This is a genomic window from Halomonas mongoliensis (genome assembly GCF_052496345.1).
This window is the reverse complement of sequence record NZ_CP199288.1, coordinates 2,966,003-2,990,639: the sequence shown is the minus strand read 5'-3', so window position 1 is coordinate 2,990,639 and position 24,637 is coordinate 2,966,003. Positions and strand designations below refer to the sequence as shown.

26 protein-coding genes and 2 tRNA genes are annotated in these 24,637 nt (G+C 68.4%); 10 read left to right on the top strand and 18 right to left on the bottom strand.

Features of this window, described 5'->3' with window-relative positions:
• Positions 1-174: 174 nt before the first annotated feature.
• The gene (locus ACRYRV_RS14115) at positions 175-1,218 is read left to right on the top strand and encodes an agmatine deiminase family protein (protein WP_444984714.1); all 1,044 of its coding nucleotides are present in this window, start codon (positions 175-177) and stop codon (positions 1,216-1,218) included.
• A 143-nt stretch (positions 1,219-1,361) separates the two neighbouring features.
• Positions 1,362-2,264: a carbon-nitrogen hydrolase gene (locus tag ACRYRV_RS14110; RefSeq protein ID WP_444984715.1), complete on the top strand. Its 903-nt coding sequence runs from the start codon at positions 1,362-1,364 to the stop codon at positions 2,262-2,264.
• Between the two features lie 65 nt (positions 2,265-2,329).
• Here the strand turns inward: ACRYRV_RS14110 and ACRYRV_RS14105 are convergent, their stop codons facing one another.
• From ACRYRV_RS14105 to ACRYRV_RS14075, 7 genes are all read right to left on the bottom strand, one after another.
• Complete coding sequence (locus ACRYRV_RS14105; protein WP_444984716.1) at positions 2,330-3,577, bottom strand: uracil-xanthine permease family protein; 1,248 nt, start codon at positions 3,575-3,577, stop codon at positions 2,330-2,332.
• Between the two features lie 65 nt (positions 3,578-3,642).
• On the bottom strand, positions 3,643-4,272 hold the full coding sequence (gene upp, locus ACRYRV_RS14100) for a uracil phosphoribosyltransferase (protein ID WP_444984718.1): 630 nt from the start codon (positions 4,270-4,272) through the stop codon (positions 3,643-3,645).
• 106 nt (positions 4,273-4,378) lie between these two features.
• Positions 4,379-5,077 carry a uracil-DNA glycosylase gene (gene ung / locus ACRYRV_RS14095; RefSeq protein ID WP_444984719.1) on the bottom strand — a complete coding sequence of 233 codons (699 nt, stop codon included), beginning with the start codon at positions 5,075-5,077 and terminating at the stop codon, positions 4,379-4,381.
• Between the two features lie 14 nt (positions 5,078-5,091).
• On the bottom strand, positions 5,092-5,571 hold the full coding sequence (gene gpt / locus ACRYRV_RS14090; RefSeq protein WP_444984720.1) for a xanthine phosphoribosyltransferase: 480 nt from the start codon (positions 5,569-5,571) through the stop codon (positions 5,092-5,094).
• A 4-nt stretch (positions 5,572-5,575) separates the two neighbouring features.
• The gene (locus ACRYRV_RS14085; protein WP_299316805.1) at positions 5,576-6,121 is read right to left on the bottom strand and encodes an adenine phosphoribosyltransferase; all 546 of its coding nucleotides are present in this window, start codon (positions 6,119-6,121) and stop codon (positions 5,576-5,578) included.
• A 22-nt stretch (positions 6,122-6,143) separates the two neighbouring features.
• On the bottom strand, positions 6,144-7,445 hold the full coding sequence (locus tag ACRYRV_RS14080; RefSeq protein ID WP_299316806.1) for an NCS2 family permease: 1,302 nt from the start codon (positions 7,443-7,445) through the stop codon (positions 6,144-6,146).
• A 239-nt stretch (positions 7,446-7,684) separates the two neighbouring features.
• Positions 7,685-8,314, bottom strand: coding sequence for a riboflavin synthase subunit alpha (locus ACRYRV_RS14075; RefSeq protein WP_444984721.1), 630 nt, complete (start codon positions 8,312-8,314; stop codon positions 7,685-7,687).
• A gap of 401 nt (positions 8,315-8,715) precedes the next feature.
• Here ACRYRV_RS14075 and ACRYRV_RS14070 point away from each other — a divergent pair, with 401 nt between their 5' ends.
• The 4 genes from ACRYRV_RS14070 (at position 8,716) to ACRYRV_RS14055 (ending at position 11,967) form a co-directional block, all read left to right on the top strand.
• Positions 8,716-9,777: a methionine ABC transporter ATP-binding protein gene (locus tag ACRYRV_RS14070; protein WP_444984722.1), complete on the top strand. Its 1,062-nt coding sequence runs from the start codon at positions 8,716-8,718 to the stop codon at positions 9,775-9,777.
• The gene (locus ACRYRV_RS14065) at positions 9,758-10,411 is read left to right on the top strand and encodes a methionine ABC transporter permease (protein ID WP_253443600.1); all 654 of its coding nucleotides are present in this window, start codon (positions 9,758-9,760) and stop codon (positions 10,409-10,411) included. The genes ACRYRV_RS14070 and ACRYRV_RS14065 overlap by 20 nt, the downstream gene beginning before the upstream one ends.
• 237 nt (positions 10,412-10,648) lie before the next feature.
• Entirely contained in the window at positions 10,649-11,443 is a 795-nt protein-coding gene (locus tag ACRYRV_RS14060; protein ID WP_253443602.1) for a MetQ/NlpA family ABC transporter substrate-binding protein, read from the top strand.
• Positions 11,444-11,499: 56 nt separating this feature from the next.
• Positions 11,500-11,967: a GAF domain-containing protein gene (locus ACRYRV_RS14055; RefSeq protein WP_444984723.1), complete on the top strand. Its 468-nt coding sequence runs from the start codon at positions 11,500-11,502 to the stop codon at positions 11,965-11,967.
• A gap of 65 nt (positions 11,968-12,032) precedes the next feature.
• Here the strand turns inward: ACRYRV_RS14055 and ACRYRV_RS14050 are convergent.
• The 4 genes from ACRYRV_RS14050 to ACRYRV_RS14035 all read right to left on the bottom strand — a co-directional run bounded on the left by ACRYRV_RS14050 (position 12,033) and on the right by ACRYRV_RS14035 (position 15,167).
• Positions 12,033-12,109 (bottom strand) — tRNA-Val (locus ACRYRV_RS14050).
• 15 nt (positions 12,110-12,124) lie between these two features.
• Positions 12,125-12,201 (bottom strand) — tRNA-Val (locus ACRYRV_RS14045).
• A gap of 81 nt (positions 12,202-12,282) precedes the next feature.
• Entirely contained in the window at positions 12,283-13,791 is a 1,509-nt protein-coding gene (glpK, locus tag ACRYRV_RS14040) for a glycerol kinase GlpK (RefSeq protein WP_444984724.1), read from the bottom strand.
• Positions 13,788-15,167: a class II fumarate hydratase gene (locus tag ACRYRV_RS14035; protein WP_444984725.1), complete on the bottom strand. Its 1,380-nt coding sequence runs from the start codon at positions 15,165-15,167 to the stop codon at positions 13,788-13,790. Before ACRYRV_RS14035 ends, glpK begins: the two co-directional genes overlap by 4 nt.
• A gap of 203 nt (positions 15,168-15,370) precedes the next feature.
• Between ACRYRV_RS14035 and ACRYRV_RS14030 the strand changes: the two genes are divergently transcribed.
• Positions 15,371-15,754 (top strand): phasin family protein, encoded by a 384-nt coding sequence (locus ACRYRV_RS14030; RefSeq protein ID WP_444986267.1) that lies wholly within the window; start codon positions 15,371-15,373, stop codon positions 15,752-15,754.
• 162 nt (positions 15,755-15,916) lie between these two features.
• Positions 15,917-16,471: a hypothetical protein gene (locus ACRYRV_RS14025; RefSeq protein WP_444984726.1), complete on the top strand. Its 555-nt coding sequence runs from the start codon at positions 15,917-15,919 to the stop codon at positions 16,469-16,471.
• A 3-nt stretch (positions 16,472-16,474) separates the two neighbouring features.
• Here the strand turns inward: ACRYRV_RS14025 and hda are convergent, their stop codons facing one another.
• Both hda and ACRYRV_RS14015 read right to left on the bottom strand, forming a co-directional pair.
• The gene (gene hda, locus ACRYRV_RS14020; RefSeq protein WP_444984727.1) at positions 16,475-17,176 is read right to left on the bottom strand and encodes a DnaA regulatory inactivator Hda; all 702 of its coding nucleotides are present in this window, start codon (positions 17,174-17,176) and stop codon (positions 16,475-16,477) included.
• The gene (locus tag ACRYRV_RS14015) at positions 17,173-18,264 is read right to left on the bottom strand and encodes an AI-2E family transporter (RefSeq protein ID WP_253443616.1); all 1,092 of its coding nucleotides are present in this window, start codon (positions 18,262-18,264) and stop codon (positions 17,173-17,175) included. Before ACRYRV_RS14015 ends, hda begins: the two co-directional genes overlap by 4 nt.
• Before the next feature lie 166 nt (positions 18,265-18,430).
• Between ACRYRV_RS14015 and purM the strand changes: the two genes are divergently transcribed.
• Entirely contained in the window at positions 18,431-19,498 is a 1,068-nt protein-coding gene (gene purM / locus ACRYRV_RS14010) for a phosphoribosylformylglycinamidine cyclo-ligase (protein ID WP_309635629.1), read from the top strand.
• Positions 19,495-20,217 (top strand): phosphoribosylglycinamide formyltransferase, encoded by a 723-nt coding sequence (purN, locus tag ACRYRV_RS14005; RefSeq protein WP_253443620.1) that lies wholly within the window; start codon positions 19,495-19,497, stop codon positions 20,215-20,217. Before purM ends, purN begins: the two co-directional genes overlap by 4 nt.
• A gap of 229 nt (positions 20,218-20,446) precedes the next feature.
• Here purN and dcd read toward each other — a convergent pair whose 3' ends face one another.
• The 5 genes from dcd to ACRYRV_RS13980 all read right to left on the bottom strand — a co-directional run bounded on the left by dcd (position 20,447) and on the right by ACRYRV_RS13980 (position 24,636).
• Positions 20,447-21,013, bottom strand: coding sequence for a dCTP deaminase (dcd, locus tag ACRYRV_RS14000; RefSeq protein WP_253443622.1), 567 nt, complete (start codon positions 21,011-21,013; stop codon positions 20,447-20,449).
• Between the two features lie 114 nt (positions 21,014-21,127).
• Positions 21,128-21,928 (bottom strand): iron-sulfur cluster carrier protein ApbC, encoded by an 801-nt coding sequence (apbC, locus tag ACRYRV_RS13995; protein ID WP_374710987.1) that lies wholly within the window; start codon positions 21,926-21,928, stop codon positions 21,128-21,130.
• A 139-nt stretch (positions 21,929-22,067) separates the two neighbouring features.
• On the bottom strand, positions 22,068-23,165 hold the full coding sequence (locus ACRYRV_RS13990; RefSeq protein ID WP_444984728.1) for a kinesin: 1,098 nt from the start codon (positions 23,163-23,165) through the stop codon (positions 22,068-22,070).
• A gap of 117 nt (positions 23,166-23,282) precedes the next feature.
• Complete coding sequence (locus ACRYRV_RS13985) at positions 23,283-24,014, bottom strand: RNA pseudouridine synthase (protein ID WP_444984729.1); 732 nt, start codon at positions 24,012-24,014, stop codon at positions 23,283-23,285.
• Positions 24,007-24,636 carry a hypothetical protein gene (locus tag ACRYRV_RS13980; RefSeq protein WP_444984730.1) on the bottom strand — a complete coding sequence of 210 codons (630 nt, stop codon included), beginning with the start codon at positions 24,634-24,636 and terminating at the stop codon, positions 24,007-24,009. Before ACRYRV_RS13980 ends, ACRYRV_RS13985 begins: the two co-directional genes overlap by 8 nt.
• Between the last annotated feature and the right edge of the window lies 1 nt (position 24,637).

Genomic DNA, 24,637 nt, shown 5'->3' with positions numbered 1-24,637 from the left:
ACTGCGGGATCGGCAGCACGGCAACCTGCGATGCTCCTAGAATATCACCGACGCCCGTGTCCGGCCGAGGTCGCCCTGACTACCAGCACGACTTGCATCGTTGTCCATTGATGCCTACATTCGCCGGCTGACACTGCGCACCTGGCAACTCATCTACCGCGGGGCTTCACGACCATGGCCAAACGCCTGCTTCCCGAATGGCATCCACAGGATGCGGTCCAGCTCACCTGGCCCGGCCCCGAGAGCGACTGGGCCCCGCTGCTCGAGCGCATTGAGGCCACCCTGGAGGCCATGGTGGTGGCCATTGCCCGCTACCAGCGGGTGCTGGTCAGCGTGCCCGACACCGCCACCCGCACTCACCTGGCCGGCCGCTTCTCGAGCCTCGGCGTGCCCGCCGAACGGCTCTCCCTGGTAGTGGTGGAGAGCGACGACACCTGGACCCGGGACCACGGCCCCCTGGCGGTGGAGGAGCGGGGCGAGCTGCGCCTGCACGACTACGTCTTCACCGGTTGGGGCGGCAAGTTCCCCGCGGCCCGGGACAACACCCTGACGCGGCGCCTGGCGGATGCCGGCGTCTACGCCTGCCCGGTGAGCGAGCGCGGCCTGGTGCTGGAGGGAGGCGCCATCGAGAGCGACGGCGCCGGCACCCTGCTCACCACCGAGGCCTGCCTGCTCAACCCCAACCGCAACCCCGGCCTCGACCGGGAGGCAGTGGAGGACTGGCTCCACGAGGACTTCGGGGTGACCCGGGTGCTCTGGCTGGCCAACGGCCACCTGGAGGGGGACGACACCGACAGCCACGTGGACACCCTGGCGCGCTTCTGCGACCCGGCCACCATCGCCTATGTGCGCTGCGACGACGAGGACGACCCCCACTACCCGGCGCTGGCCGCCATGGAGGCGGAGCTCAAGGCGCTGCGCCGCCGGGACGGCGAACCCTACCGCCTGGTGCCGCTGCCCTGGCCGCGTCCCTGCTTCGACCCGGTCGACGGCCACCGCCTGCCGGCCACCTACGCCAACTTCCTGATCATCAACGGTGCGGTGCTGGTGCCCACCTACGGCGACGCCGCCGACACCCGGGCGCTGACCGCCCTGGCCGGCGCCTTCCCGGGGCGCGACATCATTCCCATCGACTGCCTGAGCGTGATCCGCCAGCACGGCAGCCTGCACTGCCTGACCATGCAGCTGCCCCAGGGCAGCCTGGCAACACTCACCTGAATCAAGAGGCGTCGGGGAAAGTCCGCAGAGGGGGTCCTACGCCATGGATGGCGTCGGTAGCGTACAGGGAGGTATTCACAGCGCCCCCTCGGAGGACTGTCGCCGAATAGCCTCGGATAATTTGCAACCGAGGAGGCTTTAACATGCCCCGCCATCTGAAGGTCGGCCTGGTCCAGCAGCCCGCCTGGCCCGACAAGGCCAGGAGCCTCGCCGAGAGCGAGGCCGGCATCCGCGAGCTGGCCGCCGCCGGCGCCGAGCTGGTGATGCTCCAGGAGCTGCACGCCACCCACTATTTCTGCCAGTACGAGGACACCGAGCTCTTCGACCTGGCCGAGCCCCTGGACGGCCCCACCGGCACCCGCCTGGCGGCGCTGGCCGCCGAGCTCGATATCGTGCTGGTGGGCTCGCTGTTCGAGCGCCGCGCCCCGGGGCTCTACCACAACACCGCCGTGGTCTACGACCGCAAGCAGGGCGCCGTGGGCCACTACCGCAAGATGCATATTCCCGACGATCCGGGCTTCTATGAGAAGTTCTACTTCACCCCGGGAGACGCCGACGACGCCCGCGGCCAGGGCTTTCACCCCATCGACACCTCGGTGGGCCGGCTCGGCCTGCTGGTGTGCTGGGACCAGTGGTACCCGGAGGCGGCGCGGCTGATGGCGCTGGCCGGGGCGGAGCTTCTGCTCTACCCCACCGCCATCGGCTGGGACCCCGCCGACGACGACGCCGAGAAGAGCCGCCAGAAGGACGCCTGGACCCTGATCCAGCGCAGCCACGCGGTGGCCAACGGCGTGCCGGTGATCGTGGCCAACCGGGTCGGCCACGAGCCGGACCACTCCGGCGTCGGCCGCGGCATCGACTTCTGGGGCGGCAGCTTCATCGCCGGGCCCCAGGGGGAGCTGCTGGCCCACGGCGGCGTCAACGCCGAGCGCCTGCTGGTGACCCTGGACATGGAGCGCGGCGAGGATGTGCGCCGGATCTGGCCGTATCTGAGAGATCGCCGCATCGACGCCTACGGCGACCTCACCCGCCGCTATCGGGATTGAATGAAAAGCGGGGCGCTTCCACTGGAAGCGCCCCGCCTGCGTCAGAGGGGGATCGAGGCGACGCCCTACTCGTCTTCCTCGGCGCGGGGCAGCACCCAGTTGAGCAGGATGCCCACCAGGGCGGCGAGGCTCACCCCCTGCAGGGTGAACTGGCCGCCGCCGAACTGCATGCCACCGATGCCGAAGACCAGGATCAGCGAGATCACCACCAGGTTGCGCGGCGCGGTCAGCGAGTGGCCGGCGCGCACCAGGGTGTTCATGCCCACCACGGCGATGGAGCCGAACAGCAGGGTCATGATGCCGCCCATCACCGGCCCCGGGATGGTCTGCAGCAGGGCGCCGAGCTTGGCCACGAAGGCCAGGCCGATGGCGAGACAGGCCGCCACCACCATGTACTTCGGGTTGAAGGCGCGGGTCAGGGTCACCGCCCCGGTCACCTCGGAGTAGGTGGTGTTGGGCGGACCGCCGAACAGCGCCGCCGTGGTGGTGGCCAGGCCATCCCCCAGCAGGGTGCGGTGCAGGCCGGGCTTCTCCAGGTAGTTCTTCCGGGTCACCGAGCCGATGGCCACCATGTCACCGATATGCTCCACCGCAGGCGCGATGGCCACCGGGATCATGAAGAGGATCGCCGCCCAGTGGAAGCTCGGCGCGGTGAACGACGGAATCGATAGCCAGGCCACCTCGCGCACCGGCGAGAAATCCACCAGGCCCATGATGAGGGCCAGCACATAGCCGGTGACGATACCGCCCATGATCGGGATCAGGCGCAGCAGGCCGCGGCCGAACACCGCCAGGGTCAGGGTCACCAGCAGGCTGATCATGGAGAGGAAGATCGCCGGGCCATAGCCGATATGGTCGCTGGTCTCGCCGGTGGCCATGCTCACCGCCACCGGCGCCAGGGCCAGGCCGATCACCATGATCACCGGCCCCACCACCACCGGGGGCAGCAGGCGGTGCAGCCAGGCGGTGCCCTTGAGGCGCACCGCCTGGGAGATCGCCACATAGACCAGGCCCGCGGCCATCAGGCCGCCCATGGTGGCCGGGATGCCGAAGTTGACCACCGAGCCCTGGATGGGGGCGATGAAGGCGAACGACGAGGCCAGGAAGACCGGCACGGTGACCCGGGTCACGCCGTGGAACACCAGGGTCCCCACCCCGGCGGTGAAGAGCGCCACGCTCGGATCCAGGCCAGTGAGCAGCGGCACCAGCACCAGGGCCCCGAAGGCCACGAAGAGCATCTGGGCCCCGGTGAGCAGGGTACGGGGGAGCGATTCGACGGGCGCAGCGGCGGCTGACGTCGAGGGGTCGGTCATGACGGTTCTCCGAAAAAACGCCCCTGGCGCGAGGGCTCAGGGGCGCGATGTCGATGGATGGTGAGTCAGCGGGTGCCGAAGATCTTGTCGCCGGCGTCACCCAGGCCGGGCACGATATAGCCGTGCTCGTCCAGGCGCTCGTCCACACCGGCGGTGTAGATCTCGATGTCCGGGTAGGCGTCCTGCACCCGCTTGATCCCCTCGGGAGCGGCCACCAGCACGATCACCTTCATCTGCTTGCAGCCCCGCTCGCGCAGCATGTCCAGGGTCGCCACCATGGTGCCGCCGGTGGCCAGCATGGGATCGATGACGATGGCCAGGCGCTCGTCCAGGTCACCCGCGAACTTGGCGAAATAAGGCACCGGCTCCAGGGTCTCCTCGTCGCGGTAGAGGCCCACCACGCTGATCCGGGCGCTGGGGATCAGGTCGGTGACGCCGTCGAGCATGCCGAGGCCGGCGCGCAGGATCGGCACGATGGTGACCTTCTTGCCCTTGAGCAGGTTCACGGGGATCTTGTTGCCGCTCCAACCGTCGATCTCCTGGACCTCGAGCTCCAGGTCCTTGGTCGCCTCATAGGTCAGCAGCTTGGCGAGCTCGCCGGCCAGTTCACGGAAACTCTTGGTACTGATGCCGGCTTCTCGCATCAGGCCCAGCTTGTGCTGGACCAGGGGATGCTGGATGGCGTGGACGCTCATGGGCAGGACCTCTTCACTCTTCGGGCGGCAGGAGACAACGCCGACCTTGGTCGCATGGACCCGGCCGACAAATTGCGGGCCATTCTACCCGCATCCCCCGTTGAGGTTAAGGCGTGCACTCATCGGCATGGTCGGGCAGCTGCCAGTCGATGGGGGTGCGACCCTGCTCCACCAGGAAGGCGTTGGCCCGGGAGAAGTGGTGGTTGCCGAAGAAACCGCGGTGGGCGGAGAGCGGCGAGGGGTGCGGCGACTCCAGCACCAGATGCCGGGAGGTGTCGATCAGCGCCCGCTTCTGGCGGGCCTGGCTGCCCCAGAGCAGGAACACCGAGGGCTGGCCGTGCTCGCTCACCGCTGCGATGGCGCGGTCGGTGAAGGTCTCCCAGCCGCGGCCCCGATGGGAGCCGGCGTTGCCCTGCTCCACCGTCAGCGAGGCGTTGAGCAGCAGCACTCCCTGGCGGGCCCAGTGCTCCAGGTTACCGTGACCCACCGGGCGGAATCCCACGTCCGCGGCCAGCTCCTTGTAGATATTGGCCAGGGACGGCGGAATGCGCACTCCCGGCCTCACCGAGAAGCAGAGGCCGTGGGCCTGGCCGGGCCCGTGGTAGGGGTCCTGACCGAGTATCACCACCCTGACCTTTTCGAGGGGGGTCAGCTGGAAGGCGCGAAACCACTCGCTGGAGTGGGGATAGATCACCTTCCTGGCGGCCTTCTCGGCGGCCAGGAAGTCGCGCAGCGCCTGCATGTAGGGCGCCTGGAGCTCGGCACCCAGCCACTGCTGCCAGCTCTCGGGAAGCGGTGTCGCCATCCTGGCCTCTCGACTCAGCGCTTGATCTGGTCGGCCAGGGGCTCGACGTAGGCGATACCCATGTCCCAGGGGAACTGAATCCAGCAGTCCTGGGCCACCTCGGTCAGGTACTGGTCCACCAGGGGCTTGCCCTCGGGCTTGGCGTAGACGGTGACGAAGTGCGCCTTCGGCAGCAGCTCGCGCACCTTGCGGGCGGTCTTGCCGGTATCCACCAGGTCATCCACCAGCAGCCAGCCATCGCCATCGTGATCGACGCCCTTCATGACGTCGAGGCCGCCCTGGTTCATATGGTCATAGCTCTTGATGCAGACGGTATCGATCAGCCGCACATTGAGCTCCCGGGCGATCAGGGCCGCGGGAATCAGCCCACCCCGGGTGATCGCCACGATGCCCTTGAAGTCACGTTCCACCAGCTGGTGGCAGAGCTCGCGGACATCGCGGTGCAGCTGATCCCAGGAGACGGTGAAGTGCTTGTGGTAGCGGTTGCTGCTCATGGGGTCATTCGTCCTCGGTGAAGGAACAGACGGCGAAGACGTTGTAGCCCGCCTCGTGGATGCGCGCAGAGCCGCCGAGATCCGGCAGGTCGACGATGGTGGCGGTCTCCACCACCTGGCCACCGCTGCGGCTGATCAGCTTGGCGGCGGCCAGCATGGTGCCGCCGGTGGCGATCAGGTCGTCGACGATCAGGATACGGTCGCCCGGCTTGAAGGCGTCGGAGTGCAGCTCCACCTCGGCCTCGCCGTACTCCAGGGTGTAGGTCTCGCTGATGGTGCGAAACGGCAGCTTGCCCTTCTTGCGCACCGGCACAAAGCTGCAGCCGAGCTCGTAGGCCAACGGCGCCCCCACGATAAAGCCCCGGGCATCGATGGCCGCGATGGCATCGAGGTCCAGCTCCTGATAGCGGTGCACGAAGCTGTCGATCAGCTTGCGAAAGGCCGCGCTGTTCTGCAGCAGCGGCGTGATATCGCGGAAGTTGACCCCCGGCTGCGGCCAGTCGGGGACGGTGCGGATCACGGACTTGATGTAGTCGCCGTAGATGCTCATGGCGGGTCTCGGTAGTGAATGGTCAGTCGAGGAACAGGAACTTCAGCGCAAACAGCAGCGCCAGGATGATCACCGCCGGGTTGAGGTCCCGGAAACGGCCGGAGAGGGCCTTGATGGCGGCATAGCTGATGAAGCCAAGGGCAATCCCCTCGGCAATGGAGAAGGTCAGCGGCATGGCCAGGGCGGCAATCAGCACCGGCGCGGCATCGGTGGGGTCTTCCCAGTTGGCATGGGCCAGGCTGCCCGCCATCAGCACCGCCACATAGAGCAGCGCACCGGCGGTGGCGTAGGCCGGAATGGAGCCCGCCAGCGGCGCGAAGAAGAGGCTGATCAGGAAGAGCCCCCCCACCACCACGGCGGTCAGGCCGGTGCGTCCGCCGGAGGCGATACCGGCGGTGGATTCGATATAACTGGTGGTGGTGGAGGTGCCCAGCACCGCGCCGGCCATGGAAGCGCCGCTATCGGCCATCATGGCGCGGCCGATGCGCGGCAGCTTGCCATCCTTGTCGAGCAGCTTGCCGCGGTGGGCCACGCCCACCAGGGTGCCGGAGGTGTCGAAGAGGTCGACGAAGAGAAAGGCGAAGATCACGCTGAGCATGGCGATATCCAGCGCGCCCCACAGGTCCAGCGCCATGAAGGTGGGCGCGATGGAGGGCGGCATGGACATGATGCCGCCATATTCGTTATGGCCAAACAGCATGGCAGCCACGGTGATGCCGAGGATGCCGATCATCACCGCTCCGGTCACCTTCAGGTAGGCCAGGGCCGTGATCACGAAGAAGCCCAGCAGGGCGTAGATGGCGGCGGGCTGGGAGAGATCCCCCAGCGCCACATAGGTGGCCGGATTGGAGACCACGATGCCGGCGTTCTTCAGCGCGATCATGGCCAGGAAGAGGCCGATGCCCGCGGCGATGCCCAGGCGCAGGGAGAGCGGGATCGAGTGGATGATCCACTCGCGCACCTTGAAGATGCTGAGCAGGAAGAAACAAAAGCCGGAGAAGAAGACCGCGCCGAGCGCCGCCTCCCAGGTGTAGCCCATGCCCAGCACCACCCCGTAGGTGAAGAAGGCGTTGAGCCCCATGCCCGGCGCCTGGGCAATCGGGTAGTTGGCCCAGAGCCCCATGATCAGACAGCCGATGGCGGCGGCCAGGCAGGTGGCGACGAAAACCGCGCCATAGTCCATGCCGGCCTCGGAGAGGATGCTGGGGTTGACGAAGATGATGTAGGCCATGGTCAGGAAGGTGGTGATCCCGGCGATGACCTCGGTCTTGATGCTGGTGTTGTGCTCGGACAGCTTGAACTGCTTGTCGATCAGGCTCTTCATGGGGCTCATTCCTGCGCGCTTGGACGTGGCGACGGTCCCTGGGGGGCGAGAAGGGTCACGAGAAAAGCGGCCTATGGTACCCGCATCCCCGTCGGGATGCGAGAGACCGGAAGGCCGCTGACTCGCACTGTTCACAGTGCTCTTCACACTACTCTTCACACTGTATAAGCAAAGACCGGGCCAGACGCCAGCCGTGCCACCAACGCAGACCTGACGGAGCGGTCAAGCCACCGCCAGGCTCAGATCCCCCGGGCGGCCAGCACCCGCTCCACGGTCTCGACGATGGCCTGGGTCTGGGGGTCGATCTCGACGTTGACGCTGTCCCCCGGCACCCGGTCGATCAGGGTGGTGCGCGCCAGGGTCTCGGGGATCAGGTTGACGCAGAAGCGCGGCCCGTGGGTGGCGCAGGCGGGGCGCACCTCGCCGATGGTCAGGCTGGCCCCGTCGACGCCGATATAGCCCTTGTCGAACAGGAAGCGGCCCAGGGCGTGGGGCAGCTCGAACCAGAGGCGGCGATTGTTGGGCGCCTCGTCGAGCTCCACCAGCTCCGCCACGGCCATCACATGGCCGGACATCGAGTGCCCGCCGATCTCGTCGCCGAAGCGGGCGGCACGCTCGATATTGACGCGATCGCCCACGCTCAGCGCACCAAGGTTGGTCACCCGCAGCGTCTCGCGCATCAGATCGAAGCTGACCCGCTCGCCGTCGATGGCGGTCACCGTCAGGCAGACGCCGTTGTGGGCCACCGAGGCGCCGATCTCGAGCCCGCGCCGCAGGGCCTCGGGCAGGACCAGGATATGGGTGCGAAACTGCTCGGCCTCTTCGATGGCGACCACCTCGGCGGTGCCCTGAACGATACCCGTGAACATGGCGTCTCCTCGACTGCAGCTGGACCCCCGCAGGGGCAAGGGCACAGAGTGTAGAGAAATCCCACCCGAGGCGTCCACGACACCCCCCGAAAGAACAGAATATTATCCCGCAACTGGCAATTATAAAGACGAATTCACTGACAGCTACGCATGCTTACCGAAACAACCACCGCGACAATTGACAGCTTTCGGCCGCCGCCCTAAGCTTCACGGCTACATTGAACGGCGCCGATTTGTACCCGGCTTGCGGGCGCCAGCGCGGCGACACGCCCTTCCGGGCCGTGCCACCGCGTGAAGTGCAGCTAAAAGGGTGTGTCCAGCGTTGATGGCCACCCGCAAGGGTGGCCTTTTTTTACCCTGGCTGCACCGCCCGCCCCGGCGCCCCGCTTGCGGTGCTTCCGATGATTCGACTCCATAACGTATCCAAGACCTATGCGCTGAAAGGGCGACGCGGCAGCCCCGCTCGGACCATAGAGGCGCTCAAGAATATCGACTTCCACGTGCCCGCCGGCCAGATTCACGGCGTGATCGGCCTCTCCGGCGCCGGCAAGTCGACCCTGATTCGCTGCGTCAACCTGCTCGAGCGCCCCACCACCGGCACCGTCACCGTGGACGGCCAGGAGCTCACCGGCCTCTCCCGCCAGGCGCTCAACCAGGCGCGCCACGGCATGGGCATGATCTTCCAGCACTTCAACCTGCTCACCAACCGCACGGTATTCGCCAACGTGGCCCTGCCCCTGGAGCTGATGGGCATGAGGCGCGCCGAGATCCGCGAGCGGGTCACGCCGCTGCTGGAGCTGGTGGGCCTAGCCGACAAGGCGAACCAGTATCCGGCCCAGCTCTCCGGCGGCCAGAAGCAGCGGGTGGCCATCGCCCGGGCGCTCGCCAGCCGCCCCAAGGTGCTGCTCTGCGACGAGGCCACCTCGGCCCTCGACCCTCAGACCACCGCCTCGATCCTGGCGCTGCTGCGGGACATCAACCAGAAGCTCGGCCTGACCATTCTGCTGATCACCCACGAGATGGAGGTGGTCAAGTCGATCTGCCACCGGGTCAGCCTGATCTCCGGCGGCGAGCTGGTGGAGGAGGCCGAGGTGGGCGACTTCTTCACCGCCCCGCGCACCCGGCTCGGCCGCGAGTTCCTCAACGACTTCCTCAAGCTGGAGCCGCCCCGGGCGCTGATCGAACGCCTCGAGGAGAGCCCCGGCGAGCACACCCATCCGGTGGTGCGCCTGGCCTTCTCCGGCGACGCCGTCTCCACGCCGCTGATCTCGCGGCTTGCCCGGGAGTGCGGCGTCGATGTCAGCATCCTGCAGGCCAAGGTGGAGTCGATCCAGGAGCGCACCCTCGGCCTGATGATCGCCGAGCTGATGGGCCCAGCGGAGCAGACCCGCACGGCCATCGACTATCTCGAATCCCATGATCTGCACGTGGAGGTGCTTGGCCATGTCCAGCGCGATGATTGACCTGATCCTCCGGGCTACCCTGGACACCCTCTATATGGTGGCCGTCTCCGGGGTGATCTCGGCCCTGGTGGGCATCCCGCTCGGGGTGCTGCTCTATGTGACGCGTCCCGGCCAGGTGCTGGCCCAGCCGGCGGTCAACGGCGTGCTCGGCATCGTCACCAATATCGGCCGCTCGATCCCCTTCATTATCCTGATGGTGGCGATCATCCCCTTCACCCGCATGCTGGTGGGCACCTCCATCGGCACCAACGCCGCCGCCGTGCCGCTGACCATCGCCGCCATTCCCTTTATCGCCCGCCTGGTGGAGGGCGCGCTGAACGAGATCAACCCGGGCCTGGTGGAGGCCGCCCAGTCCATGGGCGCCACCCCCTGGCAGATCATCACCCGGGTGCTGCTGCCCGAGGCCCGCGGCGGCATCTTCACGGCGCTGACCGTCACCGTGGTGACCCTGGTCAGCTATTCGGCCATGGCCGGCGCCGTGGGCGGCGGGGGCCTTGGCGACCTGGGCATCCGCTACGGCTACAACCGCTTCAACCCCACCGTCATGCTGATCACCGTGGCGATCCTGGTGGTGATGGTGCAGGGCTTCCAGAGCCTGGGGGACTACTTGGTCCGCAAGAGCGATCACAAATGAAAAGACACCGATTTCCTGCTGCGCTCGACATCCCGGCCGCCGGCGCTGCCGGTGCGCCGGCCCGGTCGCTGTCCTCATGTAGCAGGCTACATTCCGGAAGCTGCGCTGCGGCGGCAGCCGGCCTGACTTCGCTCGCAACGTAAATCGGTAGCTTTTCCGCCTCTATTAATAGCTATTTTGCATTTAAAGTATTATTTTTATTCTTTTATAATCTCACCATCATCAAGGAGACCCGACATGCGCAAGACACTGCTCAGCACCCTGCTCGCCTCCAGCCTGGCCCTCGGCGCCGGCAGCGCCCTGGCCGACGAGCACCGCATCAAGGTCGGCACCGTGGCCGGCCCCGAGACCGACGTGATGCAGGTCGCCGCCGAGATCGCCCTGCGCGAATACGGCCTGACCGTGGAGATCATCGAGTTCACCGACTATGTGACCCCCAACGCCGCCCTGGCCGACGGCAGCCTGGACGCCAACGCCTACCAGCACGAGCCCTACATGCTGGCCATGGTCAACGACCGCGGCTACGACTTCGCCGTGGCCGGACGCACCTTCGTCTATCCCATCGGCGCCTACTCCGAGAAGTACGCCAGCATCGACGAGCTGCCCGAGCGGGCCCAGATCGCCCTGCCCAATGACCCCTCCAACGAGGGTCGCTCGCTGATCCTGATGCACAACGAGGGGCTGATCCAGCTGGACGACCCGGAAAACCTCGAGGCCACCCCCCTCAACGTGGTGGAGAACCCCAAGCGCTTCCGCTTCCGGGAGATCGAGGCCGCCCAGCTGCCCCGCGTGCTGCCCGACGTGGACATGGCCTTCATCAACAACACCTTCGCCCAGCCCGCCGGCCTGAGCCTGGACGACGCCCTGATCAAGGAGGGTCCGGAGTCCCCCTACGTCAACCTGATCGTGGTGCGCGGCGGCGACGAGGAGCGTGAGGCGATCCAGCAGCTGGTGCGCAGCTACCAGACCGAGGAAGTGAAGGCCAAGGCGGCCGAGCTGTTTGGGCCGGCAGCGGTGCCCGGCTGGGAGTAAGAAAAACGGAGAAGAACAGGGGCCGGCCTTAGCCGGCCCCTTCTATTTCAGGAGCCATGATGACCGTCGACTATCCCCTGCTCGCCCGCCAGCTCGCCGCACTCCTCGATACCCGCGACTGGCTGACCAACAGCGCCCAGACCGCCGCCTTCCTGATGCAGGAGCTCCCCGAGCTCAACTGGGCGGGCTTCTACCTGCAGCGCGAGCCGGAGACGCTCTGCCTCGGCCCCTTCCAGGGCAAGCCCGCCTGCCACACCATCCCCTTCAGCAAGGGGGTCTGCGGCGCCGCGGCGCGCACCCGCACCACCCAGCGCATCGACGATGTCCACGCCGTGGCCGACCATATCGCCTGCGACGCCGCCTCCCGGGCCGAGCTGGTGGTGCCCATCCTGGCAGACGATCGGCTGTGGGGCGTGCTGGACCTGGACAGCCCCAGGCGCGGCCGCTTCAGCGTCGACGACCAGGCCGGCATCGAGGCGCTGGTGGCAGTCTTTGTCGAGCGCACGGAGCTGGCGCTGGCCTGACGACAGGCAGGTGCAGCAGAAAGCAGAACGCCCCCGCAGCAGGGCTGCGGGGGCGTTCCGGAATCTGGTAGGACCAGGCGGATTCGAACCGCCGACCTCTACCATGTCAAGGTAGCGCTCTAACCAACTGAGCTATGGTCCTGTTGTCGATGCATGCTGGTAGGACCAGGCGGATTCGAACCGCCGACCTCTACCATGTCAAGGTAGCGCTCTAACCAACTGAGCTATGGTCCTGTTTCAGCAGCATATTGCCGGAGCTCTCTTGCCCCGGCAACGGATGCATATATTACCGATCCTCAGAGATTTTGCAAGCACTCAGCGCTCGCTTTTGACCCGCTCCACCGCCTCCTGCCAGCCGCGATAGAGCCGCTCCCGCTCCTCCTCCGGCATCCGGGGCGTGAAACGACGCTCGCACTGCCAGAGCTCGGCGATCTCGTCGAGGTCACGGTACCAGCCCAGGCGCAGCCCGGCCAGGTAGGCGGCCCCCAGCGCCGTGGTCTCAAGCACCGTGGGGCGGTCCACCGCCACGCCCAGCATGTCGGCCAGGAACTGCATCACCCAGCCATTGGCCACCATGCCGCCATCCACCCGCAGGGTGTCCGGCGCAGCGTCCATGTCGTCGCTCATGCAGGCCTGCAGGTCCCGAGTCTGGTAGCAGACCGCCTGGAGGCCGGCGGCGACGATCTCGGCGATGCCGGTATCCCGGGTCAGGCCGAAGATGGCACCGCGGGCCTTGGGGTCCCAGTGGGGCGCCCCGAGCCCCGTGAAGGCCGGCACCAGGTAGACGCTGTGGCCGGCCCGGGTCTGGCGCGCCAGGGCCTCGGTCTCGGCGGCGCTCTCGAAGAGCCGCAGGCCGTCGCGCAGCCACTGCACGGTGGCGCCGGCCACGAAGATGCTCCCCTCCATGGCATAGGTCGGCTTCCCCCCCAGGCGGTAAGCCACGGTGGTCAGCAGGCGGTTGCGCGACAGCGCCGGCGTATCGCCGGTATTGACGATCATGAAGCAGCCGGTGCCGTAGGTGCTCTTGCCCATGCCCGGCCGGAAGCAGGCCTGCCCCACCAGCGCCGCCTGCTGATCGCCGGCCACCCCGGCGATGGGCGGCTCTGCCCCCAGCCACTTTCGCTCGAGAGTGCCGAAGTCATCGCTGGAGTCCTTCACCTCCGGGAGCAGCGCCTCGGGAATCTCGAACAGCTCGAGCAGCGCCGGGTCCCAGCGCTGCTCGTGGATATTGAACAGGGCGGTGCGCGAGGCGTTGGTGGCATCGGTGGCGTGGACGCGACCGCCGGTCAGCCGCCAGATCAGGAAGCTGTCCACGGTGCCGAAGGCGAGTTCGCCGCGCTCGGCCCGCTCCCGGGCCCCCTCCACGTGATCGAGGAGCCAGGCGAGCTTGGTGGCCGAGAAGTAGGGGTCGATCAAGAGGCCGGTGCGCGCCTGGACCGTCTCGAGGTGGCCGGCATCCCGCAGCGCCTGGCAGGCGTCGGCGGTGCGCCGGTCCTGCCAGACGATGGCGCGGTGGAGCACCTCTCCGCTCTGCCGATCCCAGAGCAGGGCGGTCTCGCGCTGGTTGGTGATGCCCACCCCGGCCAGCCGCTCGGAGCCGACGCCGGCCCGGTCGATGACCTCCCGGCAGGTGGCGAGCACGCTCTCCCAGATCTCCTCCGGGTCGTGCTCCACCCAGCCATCCCGGGGGAAGTGCTGGGTGAACTCCCGCTGGGCCATGGCCACCCGCCGCCCCTGGCGGTCGAAGAGGATGGCCCGGGAGCTGGTGGTGCCCTGGTCGATGGCCAGGATCAGGTCATCCCCACGGCTCGCGTCACGGCTCATTGGGGAATCCCCCCGCGGGTCAGCGCCGCCGGGTCGAGGAGCCGCTCGAGCTCCTCGCGAGAGAGGTCGGTCTGCTCCTCGGCCACGTCGATGATGGGGCGCCCCGCCTGGTAGGCCGCCTTGGCGATGGCCGCCGCGGCGTTGTAGCCGATCACCGAGTTGAGCGCCGTGACCAGGATGGGGTTACGCGCCAGAGGCCCGGTCAGGTTCTCCTCGCGCACCTTGAAGGTGGCGATGGCGCGATCGGCCAGCAGCCGCGCGGTGTTGCTCATCAGGGTGATGGCGGTCAGCAGGTTGTGGGCCACCAGCGGCAGCATGACGTTGAGCTGGAAGCTGCCGCTCTGCCCGGCCACCGTCACCGCCGCATCCAGGCCGATGACCTGAGCGGCCGCCTGGGCCGCGGACTCCGGAATCACCGGGTTGACCTTGCCCGGCATGATGGAGCTGCCCGGCTGCAGCGCCTCGAGCTCGATCTCGCCGAGGCCGGCCAGGGGGCCGGAGTTCATCCAGCGCAGGTCGTTGGCGATCTTCATGATCGCGCAGGCGAGCCCCTTGAGCTGGCCGGAGAGCTCCACCGCGGCGTCCTGGGCGGCCAGGCTGGCGAAGAAGCTGTCGTTGGGCGCAAAGGTAAGTCCGGTCTGGGCCGAGAGATGGGCCGCTACCCGCTCGGCGAGCTCCGGGTGGGCATTGATGCCGGTACCCACCGCCGTGCCCCCCTGGGCGAGTCGGCAGAGCCGCACCTGGGCCGCATCGAAGCGTTCGATGGCCTGGCCGACCTGGCTCGACCAGGCGCCCAGCTCCTGGCTCATGCGCAGCGGCATGGCGTCCATCAGGTGGGTGCGGCCGGTCTTGACCACGCCGTCGAGCTCGGCGGCACGGGCATCGATGGTCTCGCGCAGGTGCACCAGCGCCGGTCGCAGCCGGCCGGTCAACTCCAGCGCCGCCGCAACGTGAATGGCGGTGGGGATCACGTCGTTGCTGGACTGCCCCATGTTGACGTGGTCGTTGGGGCCCACCTCGAGCCCCTCCCGGCTGGCCAGGGTGGCGATCACCTCGTTGACGTTCATGTTGCTGGAGGTGCCGGAGCCGGTCTGGAACACCTCCACGGGAAAGTGCTCGTCGTGCTCGCCGCGAATCACCGCCTCGGCGGCGGTGGAGATCGCCTCGGCGCGCGCCGGATCCAGCAGGCCAAGCTCCGCATTGACCTGGGCCGCCGCCAGCTTGATACGGGCGATGGCGTGAATGAAGGCGGCGGGCATCGGCTGCCCCGACACCTGGAAGTTGTTCACGGCGCGCTGGGTCTGGGCGCCATAGAGGGCGTCGGCCGGCACCTCCAGCTCTCCCATGCTGTCGTGTTCCTTGCGCATCTTGCTCATGGCGGGCTCCTCGAAGGGGGATGGAACCAGGCTGGCTGGGGTTTGGGTTCACCATGGCGCCGCCGACGGCGTCCTGCAAGTCCGAGGAGAGAGTACGAAATCGCTCGACAATGTTGCAGTGCACAAACCGCTCTGCTATTGTGCAATGCAACAGGGCAGGTAACCTGCTCATTCACACCAGATGAACCAGGAGGTTCGCCATGATGAACGCCTTCAACTTCGACTCCAAGCAGTTCGACACCCAGCAGTTCGACGCCCTCTTCTTCGGCCCGGCTCGCGCCTACGCCTCCCTGGCCGTCGACTACACCGAGAAGCTGGCCCACGCCCAGCTGGACGCCACCAAGGCCTACACCGACACCGGCCTGGCCCAGCTGCGCACCCTGATGTCCGTCAAGGATGCCGAGAGCCTCAAGAGCTACATGGAAGGCCAGCAGAAGGTCGCCAAGGACCTGGCCGAGCGCCTGAAGGGCGATGCCGAGAAGGTCGTGGCCCTGCAGCAGGACTTCGTCCAGCAGAGCCAGAAGCTGACCGAAGAGAACGTCAAGCAGGCCCAGGCGACCGCCACCAAGGCGACCGCCCAGAAGTAAGCCGCCGGGCCGGCCATCGGCCGGCACCTGCTGCGCCCAAGAAGACCGCCGCCCCTCGGGGCGGCGGTCTTCGTTTGTCCCTTCGCGGGTTCCATCGGCCTCGAGCTGCGCTATGCTGGGCGCTGGCACAGGGCGCCGATGAATGATTCAGGGAGTGACACCATGAAACGCTGGATACCCATGCTGCTGCCGGCCGTGCTGCTGGCGGGCTGCGAGATCATGCCCCCTGCACCGACCCCGACCGAGCGCATCGAAGTGATCGACCGCGAGGTCGAGCCCCGGGAGGCTCCCGAGCGCGTCGAGGCTCCTCGCGAGGTGCCGCCGGGCCGCGTGGCGCGGGAGGTGGCCTTCCCCGCCGAGGAGTATGCCGCCCTCGAGAAGCAGGGCAGTGCGGTCATCAGTGGGCAGCTGACCATCGGCGGGCGCCCGGTGCCCAATGCCGGCGTCTCGGCCGCGCCGGTGACCACCTACTCCGCCGAGGCGGCCGAAATGGCACTGGCCGGCATCGCCGTGGAGCCCGCCGACCCCCGCGCCCGGGCCTACACCCACACGACGCGAACCGACGGCAGCGGCCGCTTCCGCCTCGCCGGGCTGCCCGCCGGGGATTTCTACCTCTCGGGCGCAGGCCCGGACCCCGCCAGCGGCGAGCCTCGGGTGGTGATTCGCCAGGTCCAGCTGCGCAATGGCCAGCACCTGGAGAGCAACCTCAGCCGCTGAGCCCTACCAGCCCAGCGCCTGCTTGACGAAGGGAATGGTCAGCTTGCGCTGGGCGGAGAGCGAGGCCCGATCCAGGGTGGCCAGGATCTCGAACAGCTCGCCCAGCCGCCGCGGCCCCCGGTGGAGGATATAGCGCGCCACCTCGTCGGGAAGCGCCATGCCGCGCACCCGGGCGCGCAGCTGCAGCGCCGCCAGGCGGCCAGCGTCATCCAGCCCCTGGGCGTGGAAGGTGACGCCCCAGGTCAGCCGCGAGGCCAGGTCAGGCAGCCGGATCGGCAGCTGCCGAGGAGGCGCATCGGCGGCGACCACCAGGCGCTTGCCGGCATCCCTCAGGCGATTGAAGGCGTGAAAGAGCGCCTCCTCCCAGCGCTTGCGCCCGAGCACCTGCTCCAGGTCGTCGATGGCCACCAGGTCGAGGCGCTCGATCTCCTCGAGCATCAGCGGCGGAAAGTGACCGAGCTCCGCCAGGGGCAGGTAGAGGGCGCGCAGCTCGCGGTCAGAGGCGGCATGACAGGCGGCCTGCAGCAGGTGGCTGCGGCCCACGCCCTCCCCGCCCCAGAGGTAGAGGAAGGGTTCGCCGCCCTCGTCAAGCTGGTGGACCAGCCGATCCACCAGGCTGGCATTGGGGCCCGGGTAGTAGTTGACGAAGGTGGCATCGTCGCGAAGACCGACGCCCAGCGGCAGCTGGGCAGGCGCTCGGCTCATGGCGCCTCCTCGTCGTGGGGGCGGTCGAGGTCGCGACGTGCAAGGGTGGCGTCGTACAAGGTGCTGCTCTTGTAGCGGTCATTGAGTTCACGCAAGAGTACCATGATCACCGCCGCCGCCGGCAGCGCCAGCAGCACCCCGGTGAAGCCGAACAGATTGCCGCCGGCCAGCACGGCGAAGATCACCGCCACCGGGTGCAGGCCGATGCGATCCCCCAGCAGCTTGGGCTGCAGCACCGTGCTCTCGATGATCTGGCCGACGCTGAACACCGCGACCACGCCCAGCAGGGCCAGCCAGGTGCCGAACTGAAAGAAGGCCACGATCAGCGCGATGCTGATGCCGACGATAAAGCCCAGGAAGGGCACAATGCTGGCCAGCCCCGAGATCAGGCCGATCAGCACCCCGAAGCGCACGCCCATCAGGGTCAGGCCCAGGCCATAGATCACCCCGAGGCTCAGCATCACCAGCAGCTGGCCGCGCAGGAAGGCGGAGAGCACCTCGTCACAGCGCCCCGCCAGGCGGACCACATCGGCCTCCCAGCCCCGCGGCAGCAGGTCGCGGAGGCTGCCCATCAGCCGCTTCCAGTCGAGCAGCAGGTAGAAGGTCACCACCGGGATCAGCGACACATAGGTCACCCAGGTGACGAAGGCCATGCCCGAGCGCCCCACCTGCCCCAGCACCTGGGCCAGGTAGCCGCCGGCATCCTGCCAGTGCTCGGCCAGGGTCTCCTGGACATTGTCCAGCTCTGCCGCCACGTCGAAGCCGGTCCAGGCCTGGATCTGCGGCGCCAGCACCGTCTCCAGCCACTCGAAGATGCCGGGAGTCACTTCACCGAACTGGCGCAGCTGCTGCACCAGCAGTGGAATCAGCACCAGCAGCCCCACCGCCAGCAGCGCCAGCAGCACCAGGAATACCGCACTGACCGCCAGCGGCCGCGACAACCCCCAGCGCTCCAGGCGGTTGGCCAGGGGGTCGGCCAGATAGGCCAGGATCATGCCGGCGAAGAACGGCATCAGCATCGCCTCGAGGCGTAGCAGCAACCACACCAGGGCGACCGCCGCCGCCAGCACCCACCACTCTCTGCGCATCCTACCCTCCCTGTGGCGCCGTCATCGGCACGCCTCACGGCTGCCTGAACGGCGTCTTGATGCTACAATCTCGCACCCGATCTTGATCCAGTGCCCGAACTTCCCAGGCGGCCTTGCCACTCCCGTGCGGCCGACCCGGGCCGACGACCTACCGACAGGACCCGAGATGACCGACTCCTCCTCTTCCCGCCCCTCGCTCAGCTACAAGGATGCCGGCGTCGACATCGATGCCGGCAACGCCCTGGTCGACCGCATCAAGGGCGTCGCCAAGCGTACCACTCGACCCGAGGTGATGGGCGGACTGGGTGGCTTCGGCGCCCTGTGCCAGCTGCCGAGCGGCTACCGCGAGCCGGTACTGGTCTCCGGCACCGACGGCGTGGGCACCAAGCTGCGCCTGGCCATGGACCTTGGCCGCCACGACACCATCGGCATCGACCTGGTGGCCATGTGCGTCAATGACCTGATCGTGGCCGGCGCCGAACCGCTGCTCTTCCTCGACTACTATGCCACGGGCAAGCTGGATGTGGACATCGCCGCGGACGTGGTCTCCGGCATCGGCGAGGGCTGCGAGCAGGCCGGCTGTGCCCTGGTGGGCGGCGAGACCGCCGAGATGCCCGGCATGTACGAGGGCAGCGACTATGACCTGGCCGGCTTCTGCGTCGGCGTCGTCGAGAAGTCCGAGATCCTCGACGGCAGCAAGGTGGCCGAGGGCGACGTGCTCCTGGGCATCGCCTCCTCGGGCCCCCACTCCAACGGCTACTCGCTGATTCGCAAGATCCTCGAGGTGTCCGGTGCCAGCCTCGACGCCGACATCGGCGGCATGGCACTGGGCGACGCCCTGATGGCGCCCACCCGCATCTACGTCAAGCCGCTGCTGTCGCTGATCCGCGAGAGCGGCGTGCCGGTGCATGCCCTCTCCCATATCACCGGCGGTGGCCTTACCGAGAACCTGCCCCGGGTGCTGCCCGACAGCCTCGCGGCCAAGGTCGATGTGACCAGCTGGGCCCGTCCGGCGGTCTTCGACTGGCTCCAGGAGCAGGGCAACGTGGCCGAGGAGGAGATGTACCGGGTGCTCAACTGCGGCATCGGCATGGTGGTGGTGGTACCGGCCGAGAAGGCCGACCAGGCCCGGGCCCATCTGCAGGCCCTGGGCGAGACGGTCTACCGGCTGGGCGAGATCGTCGCCCGCAGCGGCGAAGAGCCCCGGGTGCGTCTGGAGAACCTCGAGGCATGAGCGACGCCAGCGACACCCTGAACGACTTCACCTCGGAGCCGGTAGGCGCGCGCCGGGTGGTGGTGCTGATCTCCGGTAGCGGCAGCAACCTGCAGGCGCTGATCGACGAGCAGACCCACGACCGCCTGGGTGGCGAAATCGTGGCGGTGATCTCCAACGAGCCGGACGCCTATGGCCTGGTGCGCGCCCGGGAGGCCGGCATCGACGCCGTGGTGCTGCCCCACCGGGAGTACGAGAACCGCGACGCCTACGACGGCGCCCTGATCAAGGTGATCGAGCGCCACGAGCCCGACCTGATCGTGCTGGCCGGCTTCATGCGCATCCTCACCCCGCGCTTCGTGCAGCGCTTCCTGGGGCGAATGCTCAATATCCACCCCTCCCTGCTGCCCGCCTACCAGGGGCTCGACACCCACGCCCGCGCCCTGGCCGACGGCGTCGCCGAGCACGGCTGCAGCGTGCACTTCGTGACCGAGGAGCTCGACGGCGGCCCGGTGGTGATCCAGGCCGCGGTGGACGTCGCCGAGGGCGAGACCGAGGCGAGCCTCAAGGAGAAGGTGCACGCCCGGGAGCACCTGATCTATCCCATCGCGGTGAAGTGGTTCCTGGAAGGGCGCCTGCAGTTCGCGCCCGGCGGCGCCACCCTGGATGGCACCCCGCTGCCGGCACAGGGCGTGCGGCTCTCCCACGCCGACGCGGCCGAGGAGCTGGACGAGGAGTAGCGGCCAACAAAGCAAGTCAAGGTTGGATGAGCACCGGCTCATCCAACCTCGTTTCCTATCAATCCCTCGCTCGGAAAGCTGGCGATTTAAGTCGCGAGCGATGACAGGCTGGTCGCCGCCGGAGCGCAGGAACCGGAGTGTAGCCTGCTACATGAGGATTCCGATCGGACCGGCGCACCGGCACCGCCGGCGATCAGGATGTCGAGCGCAGCAATAAATCGACGCTTTCTCAGGTGCGGGGGAGAGTGACGCCCCGCTGCCCCATATACTTGCCGCCGCGATCCTTATAGGAGGTCTCGCACACCTCGTCGGACTCCAGGAACAGCATCTGGGCCACGCCCTCGTTGGCGTAGATCTTGGCCGGCAGGTTGGTGGTATTGGAAAACTCCAGGGTCACATGCCCCTCCCACTCCGGCTCCAGCGGCGTCACGTTGACGATGATGCCGCAGCGGGCATAGGTGGACTTGCCAAGGCAGATGGTCAGCACGCTGCGCGGGATGCGGAAGTACTCCACGGTGCGGGCCAGGGCGAAGGAGTTGGGGGGGATCACGCAGACATCGCCCTGCACATCCACAAAGCTCTTCTCGTCGAAGGCCTTGGGGTCCACCACCGCGGAGTGGATATTGGTGAAGACCTTGAACTCGTCGGCGCAGCGCACGTCGTAGCCGTAGCTGGAGGTTCCGTAGGAGATCACCCGACGGTCGTTCACGTAGCGAACCTGATCGGCCTCGAAGGGCTCGATCATCCCCTCCTGCGCGGCCATGCGGCGAATCCACTTGTCGGACTTGATGCTCATCGAAACCTTTCCTGCTGGGGTGGGAACGGAGGCGTCGGGCCGGCAGCCAGCGCCCGGGGCCGCCATGATAGCGGCCCCGGCCCCGGGCGTCACGCCGGCCCGGCCATTCGGGGCTCAGTCGCTGAAGGAGATGCTCGGGCCGGCATCGGCCTGACCGGCCACCTGCTCCGCCACCTGGCGGGCCATGTCGCGGAAAGTGGCCGTCACCTCCCCATCCGGCTCGGCGACCACCGTGGGGCGCCCACCGTCGACCTGCTCGCGGATGGAGAGCGCCAGGGGGAGGCGACCCAGCACCCGGGTCTCGTACTCGGAGGCGATGCGCTCCCCACCCCCTGCGCCGAAGATCGGCTCGGCGTGGCCGCAGCTGGAGCAGACGTGGAGGCTCATGTTCTCCACCACGCCCAGCACCGGCACCTTCACCTTCCTGAACATCTCGATGCCCTTGCGCGCGTCGAGCAGGGCGATGTCCTGGGGCGTGGTGACGATGACGGCGCCATCCACCGGGACCTTCTGGGCCAGGGTCAGCTGGATGTCGCCGGTACCCGGCGGCATGTCGATGAACAGGAAGTCGAGGTCGTCCCACAGGGTCTGGGTCAGCAGCTGCTGGAAGGCACCGGCCACCATGGGCCCGCGCCACACCATGGGCTCCCGGGTATCGACCATGAAGGCCATGGACATGGCCTGCAGGCCGTGGGCCTCGAGCGGGTGCATGCGGTTCTCGCCGGCCGCCACGGGGCGCACCCCCTCCCCTACGCCCAGCATCTGGGCCTGGCTGGGGCCGTGGATGTCGGCATCCAGGATGCCGACCCGGTACCCCTCGGCCGCCATGGCCAGCGCCAGATTGACGGTGACGGTGGACTTGCCCACGCCCCCCTTGCCGGACGCCACGGCAACGATGTGCTTGACCCCTTCGATCACGGGCTGCTCCTTGCTGGTTCTTTGTGCATGTCAGGACGGACAGGGGCCGCCCCGCACTGGGTGCAGTATACGACGAACGGCGGACCCGAGGGTCCGCCGTTCACTGCCGGCTTATGGCAGGAAAACGAAGCGCCGTTCACGCCGCCTCGGCGTCCTCGCTCTCGTCACTCTCTTCGCTCTCCTCGGGCTGCGGCTCTTCGGCGCCCGACTCCGCCTCCTCGGCAGACTCGGCGTCGGGAGCCCCCAGACGGGTCTCCAGGTCGGCGAGCTCGCTGCGCCAGCTGGCCAGCTGGGCCTCGAGGCGCTCGAGCTGCTCCTCGCGTCGCTCCGCCTCGGCATCGATGGCGGCCACCTCGTCGCGACCCACCTCGATCGCCACCAGCAGGTCGTCGCGCTCGGCGCGGGCCTCCTCGAGCGCTTCACGGATGGCATCGCGCTCATCGCGGGCCTCGCCGACCTCCTCGGCCACCTCGTCGCGCCAGATCTCCAGCGCCTCAATCTCCTCTTCGAGGGCCTCGAGATGGGCCTGGCGCTCCTCGAGCTCGGCCTCGACCCCGGAGAGTTGGCCCTCGGCCTCCTCGATCCGCTCGCCCAGGGAGGCCAGCTCACCCTCGGCCTCGTCACGGGCCGCTTCGGCCTCTTCGCGGGCCTCGAAGGCCGCCTGACGCTCCTCCTCAGCCTCCTGACGGGCACCCTCTGCCTCCTGGCGCGCCTGCTCGGCGTCCTGACGGGCAGCCTCGGCGGCGTCGCGGGCCTCCTCGACGGCGGCCTGCTCCTCGCGCAGGGAGGCGAGGGCCTCCTGCAGTTCGGCCTGCTCGGCCTCCAGGGCCTCGAGCTCCGCCTCAAGCGCATCACGCTGTTCGGTCAGGGCCTCGAGGCGCGCCTCGGCGTCGGCGATCTCCTCGTTGAGACGCTCGAGGTCGGCACGGGCCTCGGCCTGCTCCTCAGCCATGGCGGCCTCGGCGGCATCGCGCTCGTCCTGCAGCTCGGCCAGGCGCGCCTGCAGCGCCTCGATCTCCTCGCCGGCGGCATCGCGCTCCTCGAGCTGGCTGGTCAGCGCCTGGTTGCGCGACTCCATGGCGGAGAGCTCGGCCTCGAGGGCCTCGCGAGCGTCGCGGTGGGAGCCCGAGTTGGACTGGGCGATGAGGGCCCAGATGACGGCGACGGCCGCCACGCCCGCCAGTCCCTTGACGCGGTTATCCTTGAACGGTGATGGCTGGGAGGTTTCCGACATGGGTAGTTCCTCGCTGCATTCCGGTAATCGTCACCGCCCGGCACGGCCGAGCGACATGCACACACCGTCCCAGCATACCTAGGGCCGCCAGCCGGGGAAAGGGAGGCGACGGGGGGCTCAGAACCTCTCGGTGGGTTTGAGGTAGCGCCACTCTCCCGGCGGCACCGCCCCCAGCGATACCCCGCCGAGGCGCAGCCGGCGGGTCGCCACTACCGTCAGCCCGACCGCCCGGCACAGGGGCTCCAGCAGGCCCGACGCCCTCCCCTTGATGGCAAAGCGCAGGCGGGTTTCGCTCTGCCAGCTGACCCTGGCGGGCCCCGGGAGCTGGCCGGGCAGCGCAGTACCGCTGCGCAGAGCCTCGAGCCCCGCCTCATCGAGGCTGCCGATCACCTCCACCTGCCACTCCTCCTCCAGCCGCGAGCCCCGCTCGCCCAGCCGCCGGGCCACGCCGCGATCCTGGGTGAAGACCAGCAGCCCCTCCTCGCCGGGGGCCAGCGGCAGCAGGGGCACCAGGCCGCGAAAGTGCGCCTTGAGCGGGGCCTGGCCGGCAGGGTCCTCGCCCCAGTGCGTCGCCTTGCGAATCAGCCGCCGGGCCAGCTCCTCCTCCTCGGCGGCCTGGAGCTGCGCCGGGCAGTTGAGCAGCAGGGTCGTCGGCGGGATCTCCCGGGGCATCGCACCGGGAAGCAGCTCGATGCGCTGTTCGCTCACCTTGAACTGGGGCTCCTCCACCACCCGGCCGTCGACGCTGACCCAGCCGCCGGCGATATAGAGCTCCGCCTCCCGACGCGAGCAGGGCAGCTGGCGCGCCAGCCGCTTGGAGAGCCGCTCTCCCGACGCCTTGTCACTCATGATCTTTCTCTCCGTGATGATAGGGGCTCGCAGAAGGCGCCTCGAGACGCCAGCGCGACAGCCAGGGGATGCCCCGCACCTCCACGCCCAGGCTACGCAGCCAGCGGGCGGTGACCAGGTTGGACTGGTGGGTCCACCAGTAGGCGCGAGGATAGGGAACGAAGAGGAGGTCGAACTCCTCACTGTAGGCAGGCGATGCTAGCAGCGCCTCGAAATGGGCATCCAGACGCCGCTTGAGGGCAATCACCCGGGCCTCTTCGGCCACCAGGGGGTAGACGGCGACCAGCCCCTCCGGGGCCAGGCCCGACAGCGCCTCCGGGCCGGTTATCGCCTCGTGCACGCCGCGCCCCAGGCCGCTCCGGGTGGGCCAGAGCAGGGCCGCAGCACCGGAAAGCAGGTGACGCTCAGCCTCCACGTACCAGCGCCACTCGCCGTAGCTGTAGCGCACCATGCCACCCTCCCGGCGCGGCAGCACCAGGCTGGCGTGGCGTCCGTGGTCGAGCAGGTAGACCGTCACGGGCGAGACGGGTGCCTCCGGTGGCGTCAGCCGTCCCGCGCAGCCGGCCAGAAGGAGCAGCACCAGGAGCAGCGGGGCCCGGCGCAGGGCGTAAGCGCTACGCATC

Excerpts from the sequence above, each read along its gene's own strand:
- ACRYRV_RS13985 (WP_444984729.1), bottom strand. The coding sequence starts at position 24,014 with ATGAGTGACAAGGCGTCGGGAGAGCGGCTCTCCAAGCGGCTGGCGCGC.
- gpt (WP_444984720.1), bottom strand. The coding sequence starts at position 5,571 with ATGAGCAGCAACCGCTACCACAAGCACTTCACCGTCTCCTGGGATCAG.
- ACRYRV_RS14110 (WP_444984715.1), top strand. The coding sequence starts at position 1,362 with ATGCCCCGCCATCTGAAGGTCGGCCTGGTCCAGCAGCCCGCCTGGCCC.
- ung (WP_444984719.1), bottom strand. The coding sequence starts at position 5,077 with ATGGCGACACCGCTTCCCGAGAGCTGGCAGCAGTGGCTGGGTGCCGAG.
- ACRYRV_RS14105 (WP_444984716.1), bottom strand. The coding sequence starts at position 3,577 with ATGACCGACCCCTCGACGTCAGCCGCCGCTGCGCCCGTCGAATCGCTC.
- purN (WP_253443620.1), top strand. The coding sequence starts at position 19,495 with ATGAGCGACGCCAGCGACACCCTGAACGACTTCACCTCGGAGCCGGTA.
- ACRYRV_RS14065 (WP_253443600.1), top strand. The coding sequence starts at position 9,758 with ATGTCCAGCGCGATGATTGACCTGATCCTCCGGGCTACCCTGGACACC.
- hda (WP_444984727.1), bottom strand. The coding sequence starts at position 17,176 with ATGAGCCGAGCGCCTGCCCAGCTGCCGCTGGGCGTCGGTCTTCGCGAC.
- ACRYRV_RS13990 (WP_444984728.1), bottom strand. The coding sequence starts at position 23,165 with ATGTCGGAAACCTCCCAGCCATCACCGTTCAAGGATAACCGCGTCAAG.
- ACRYRV_RS14035 (WP_444984725.1), bottom strand. The coding sequence starts at position 15,167 with ATGAGCAAGATGCGCAAGGAACACGACAGCATGGGAGAGCTGGAGGTG.
- upp (WP_444984718.1), bottom strand. The coding sequence starts at position 4,272 with ATGAGCGTCCACGCCATCCAGCATCCCCTGGTCCAGCACAAGCTGGGC.
- ACRYRV_RS14080 (WP_299316806.1), bottom strand. The coding sequence starts at position 7,445 with ATGAAGAGCCTGATCGACAAGCAGTTCAAGCTGTCCGAGCACAACACC.
- dcd (WP_253443622.1), bottom strand. The coding sequence starts at position 21,013 with ATGAGCATCAAGTCCGACAAGTGGATTCGCCGCATGGCCGCGCAGGAG.
- ACRYRV_RS14055 (WP_444984723.1), top strand. The coding sequence starts at position 11,500 with ATGATGACCGTCGACTATCCCCTGCTCGCCCGCCAGCTCGCCGCACTC.
- ACRYRV_RS14025 (WP_444984726.1), top strand. The coding sequence starts at position 15,917 with ATGAAACGCTGGATACCCATGCTGCTGCCGGCCGTGCTGCTGGCGGGC.
- ACRYRV_RS14075 (WP_444984721.1), bottom strand. The coding sequence starts at position 8,314 with ATGTTCACGGGTATCGTTCAGGGCACCGCCGAGGTGGTCGCCATCGAA.
- ACRYRV_RS14115 (WP_444984714.1), top strand. The coding sequence starts at position 175 with ATGGCCAAACGCCTGCTTCCCGAATGGCATCCACAGGATGCGGTCCAG.
- ACRYRV_RS14085 (WP_299316805.1), bottom strand. The coding sequence starts at position 6,121 with ATGAGCATCTACGGCGACTACATCAAGTCCGTGATCCGCACCGTCCCC.
- glpK (WP_444984724.1), bottom strand. The coding sequence starts at position 13,791 with ATGAGCCGTGACGCGAGCCGTGGGGATGACCTGATCCTGGCCATCGAC.
- purM (WP_309635629.1), top strand. The coding sequence starts at position 18,431 with ATGACCGACTCCTCCTCTTCCCGCCCCTCGCTCAGCTACAAGGATGCC.
- ACRYRV_RS14070 (WP_444984722.1), top strand. The coding sequence starts at position 8,716 with ATGATTCGACTCCATAACGTATCCAAGACCTATGCGCTGAAAGGGCGA.
- ACRYRV_RS14060 (WP_253443602.1), top strand. The coding sequence starts at position 10,649 with ATGCGCAAGACACTGCTCAGCACCCTGCTCGCCTCCAGCCTGGCCCTC.
- ACRYRV_RS14015 (WP_253443616.1), bottom strand. The coding sequence starts at position 18,264 with ATGCGCAGAGAGTGGTGGGTGCTGGCGGCGGCGGTCGCCCTGGTGTGG.
- ACRYRV_RS14030 (WP_444986267.1), top strand. The coding sequence starts at position 15,371 with ATGAACGCCTTCAACTTCGACTCCAAGCAGTTCGACACCCAGCAGTTC.
- ACRYRV_RS13980 (WP_444984730.1), bottom strand. The coding sequence starts at position 24,636 with ATGCGTAGCGCTTACGCCCTGCGCCGGGCCCCGCTGCTCCTGGTGCTG.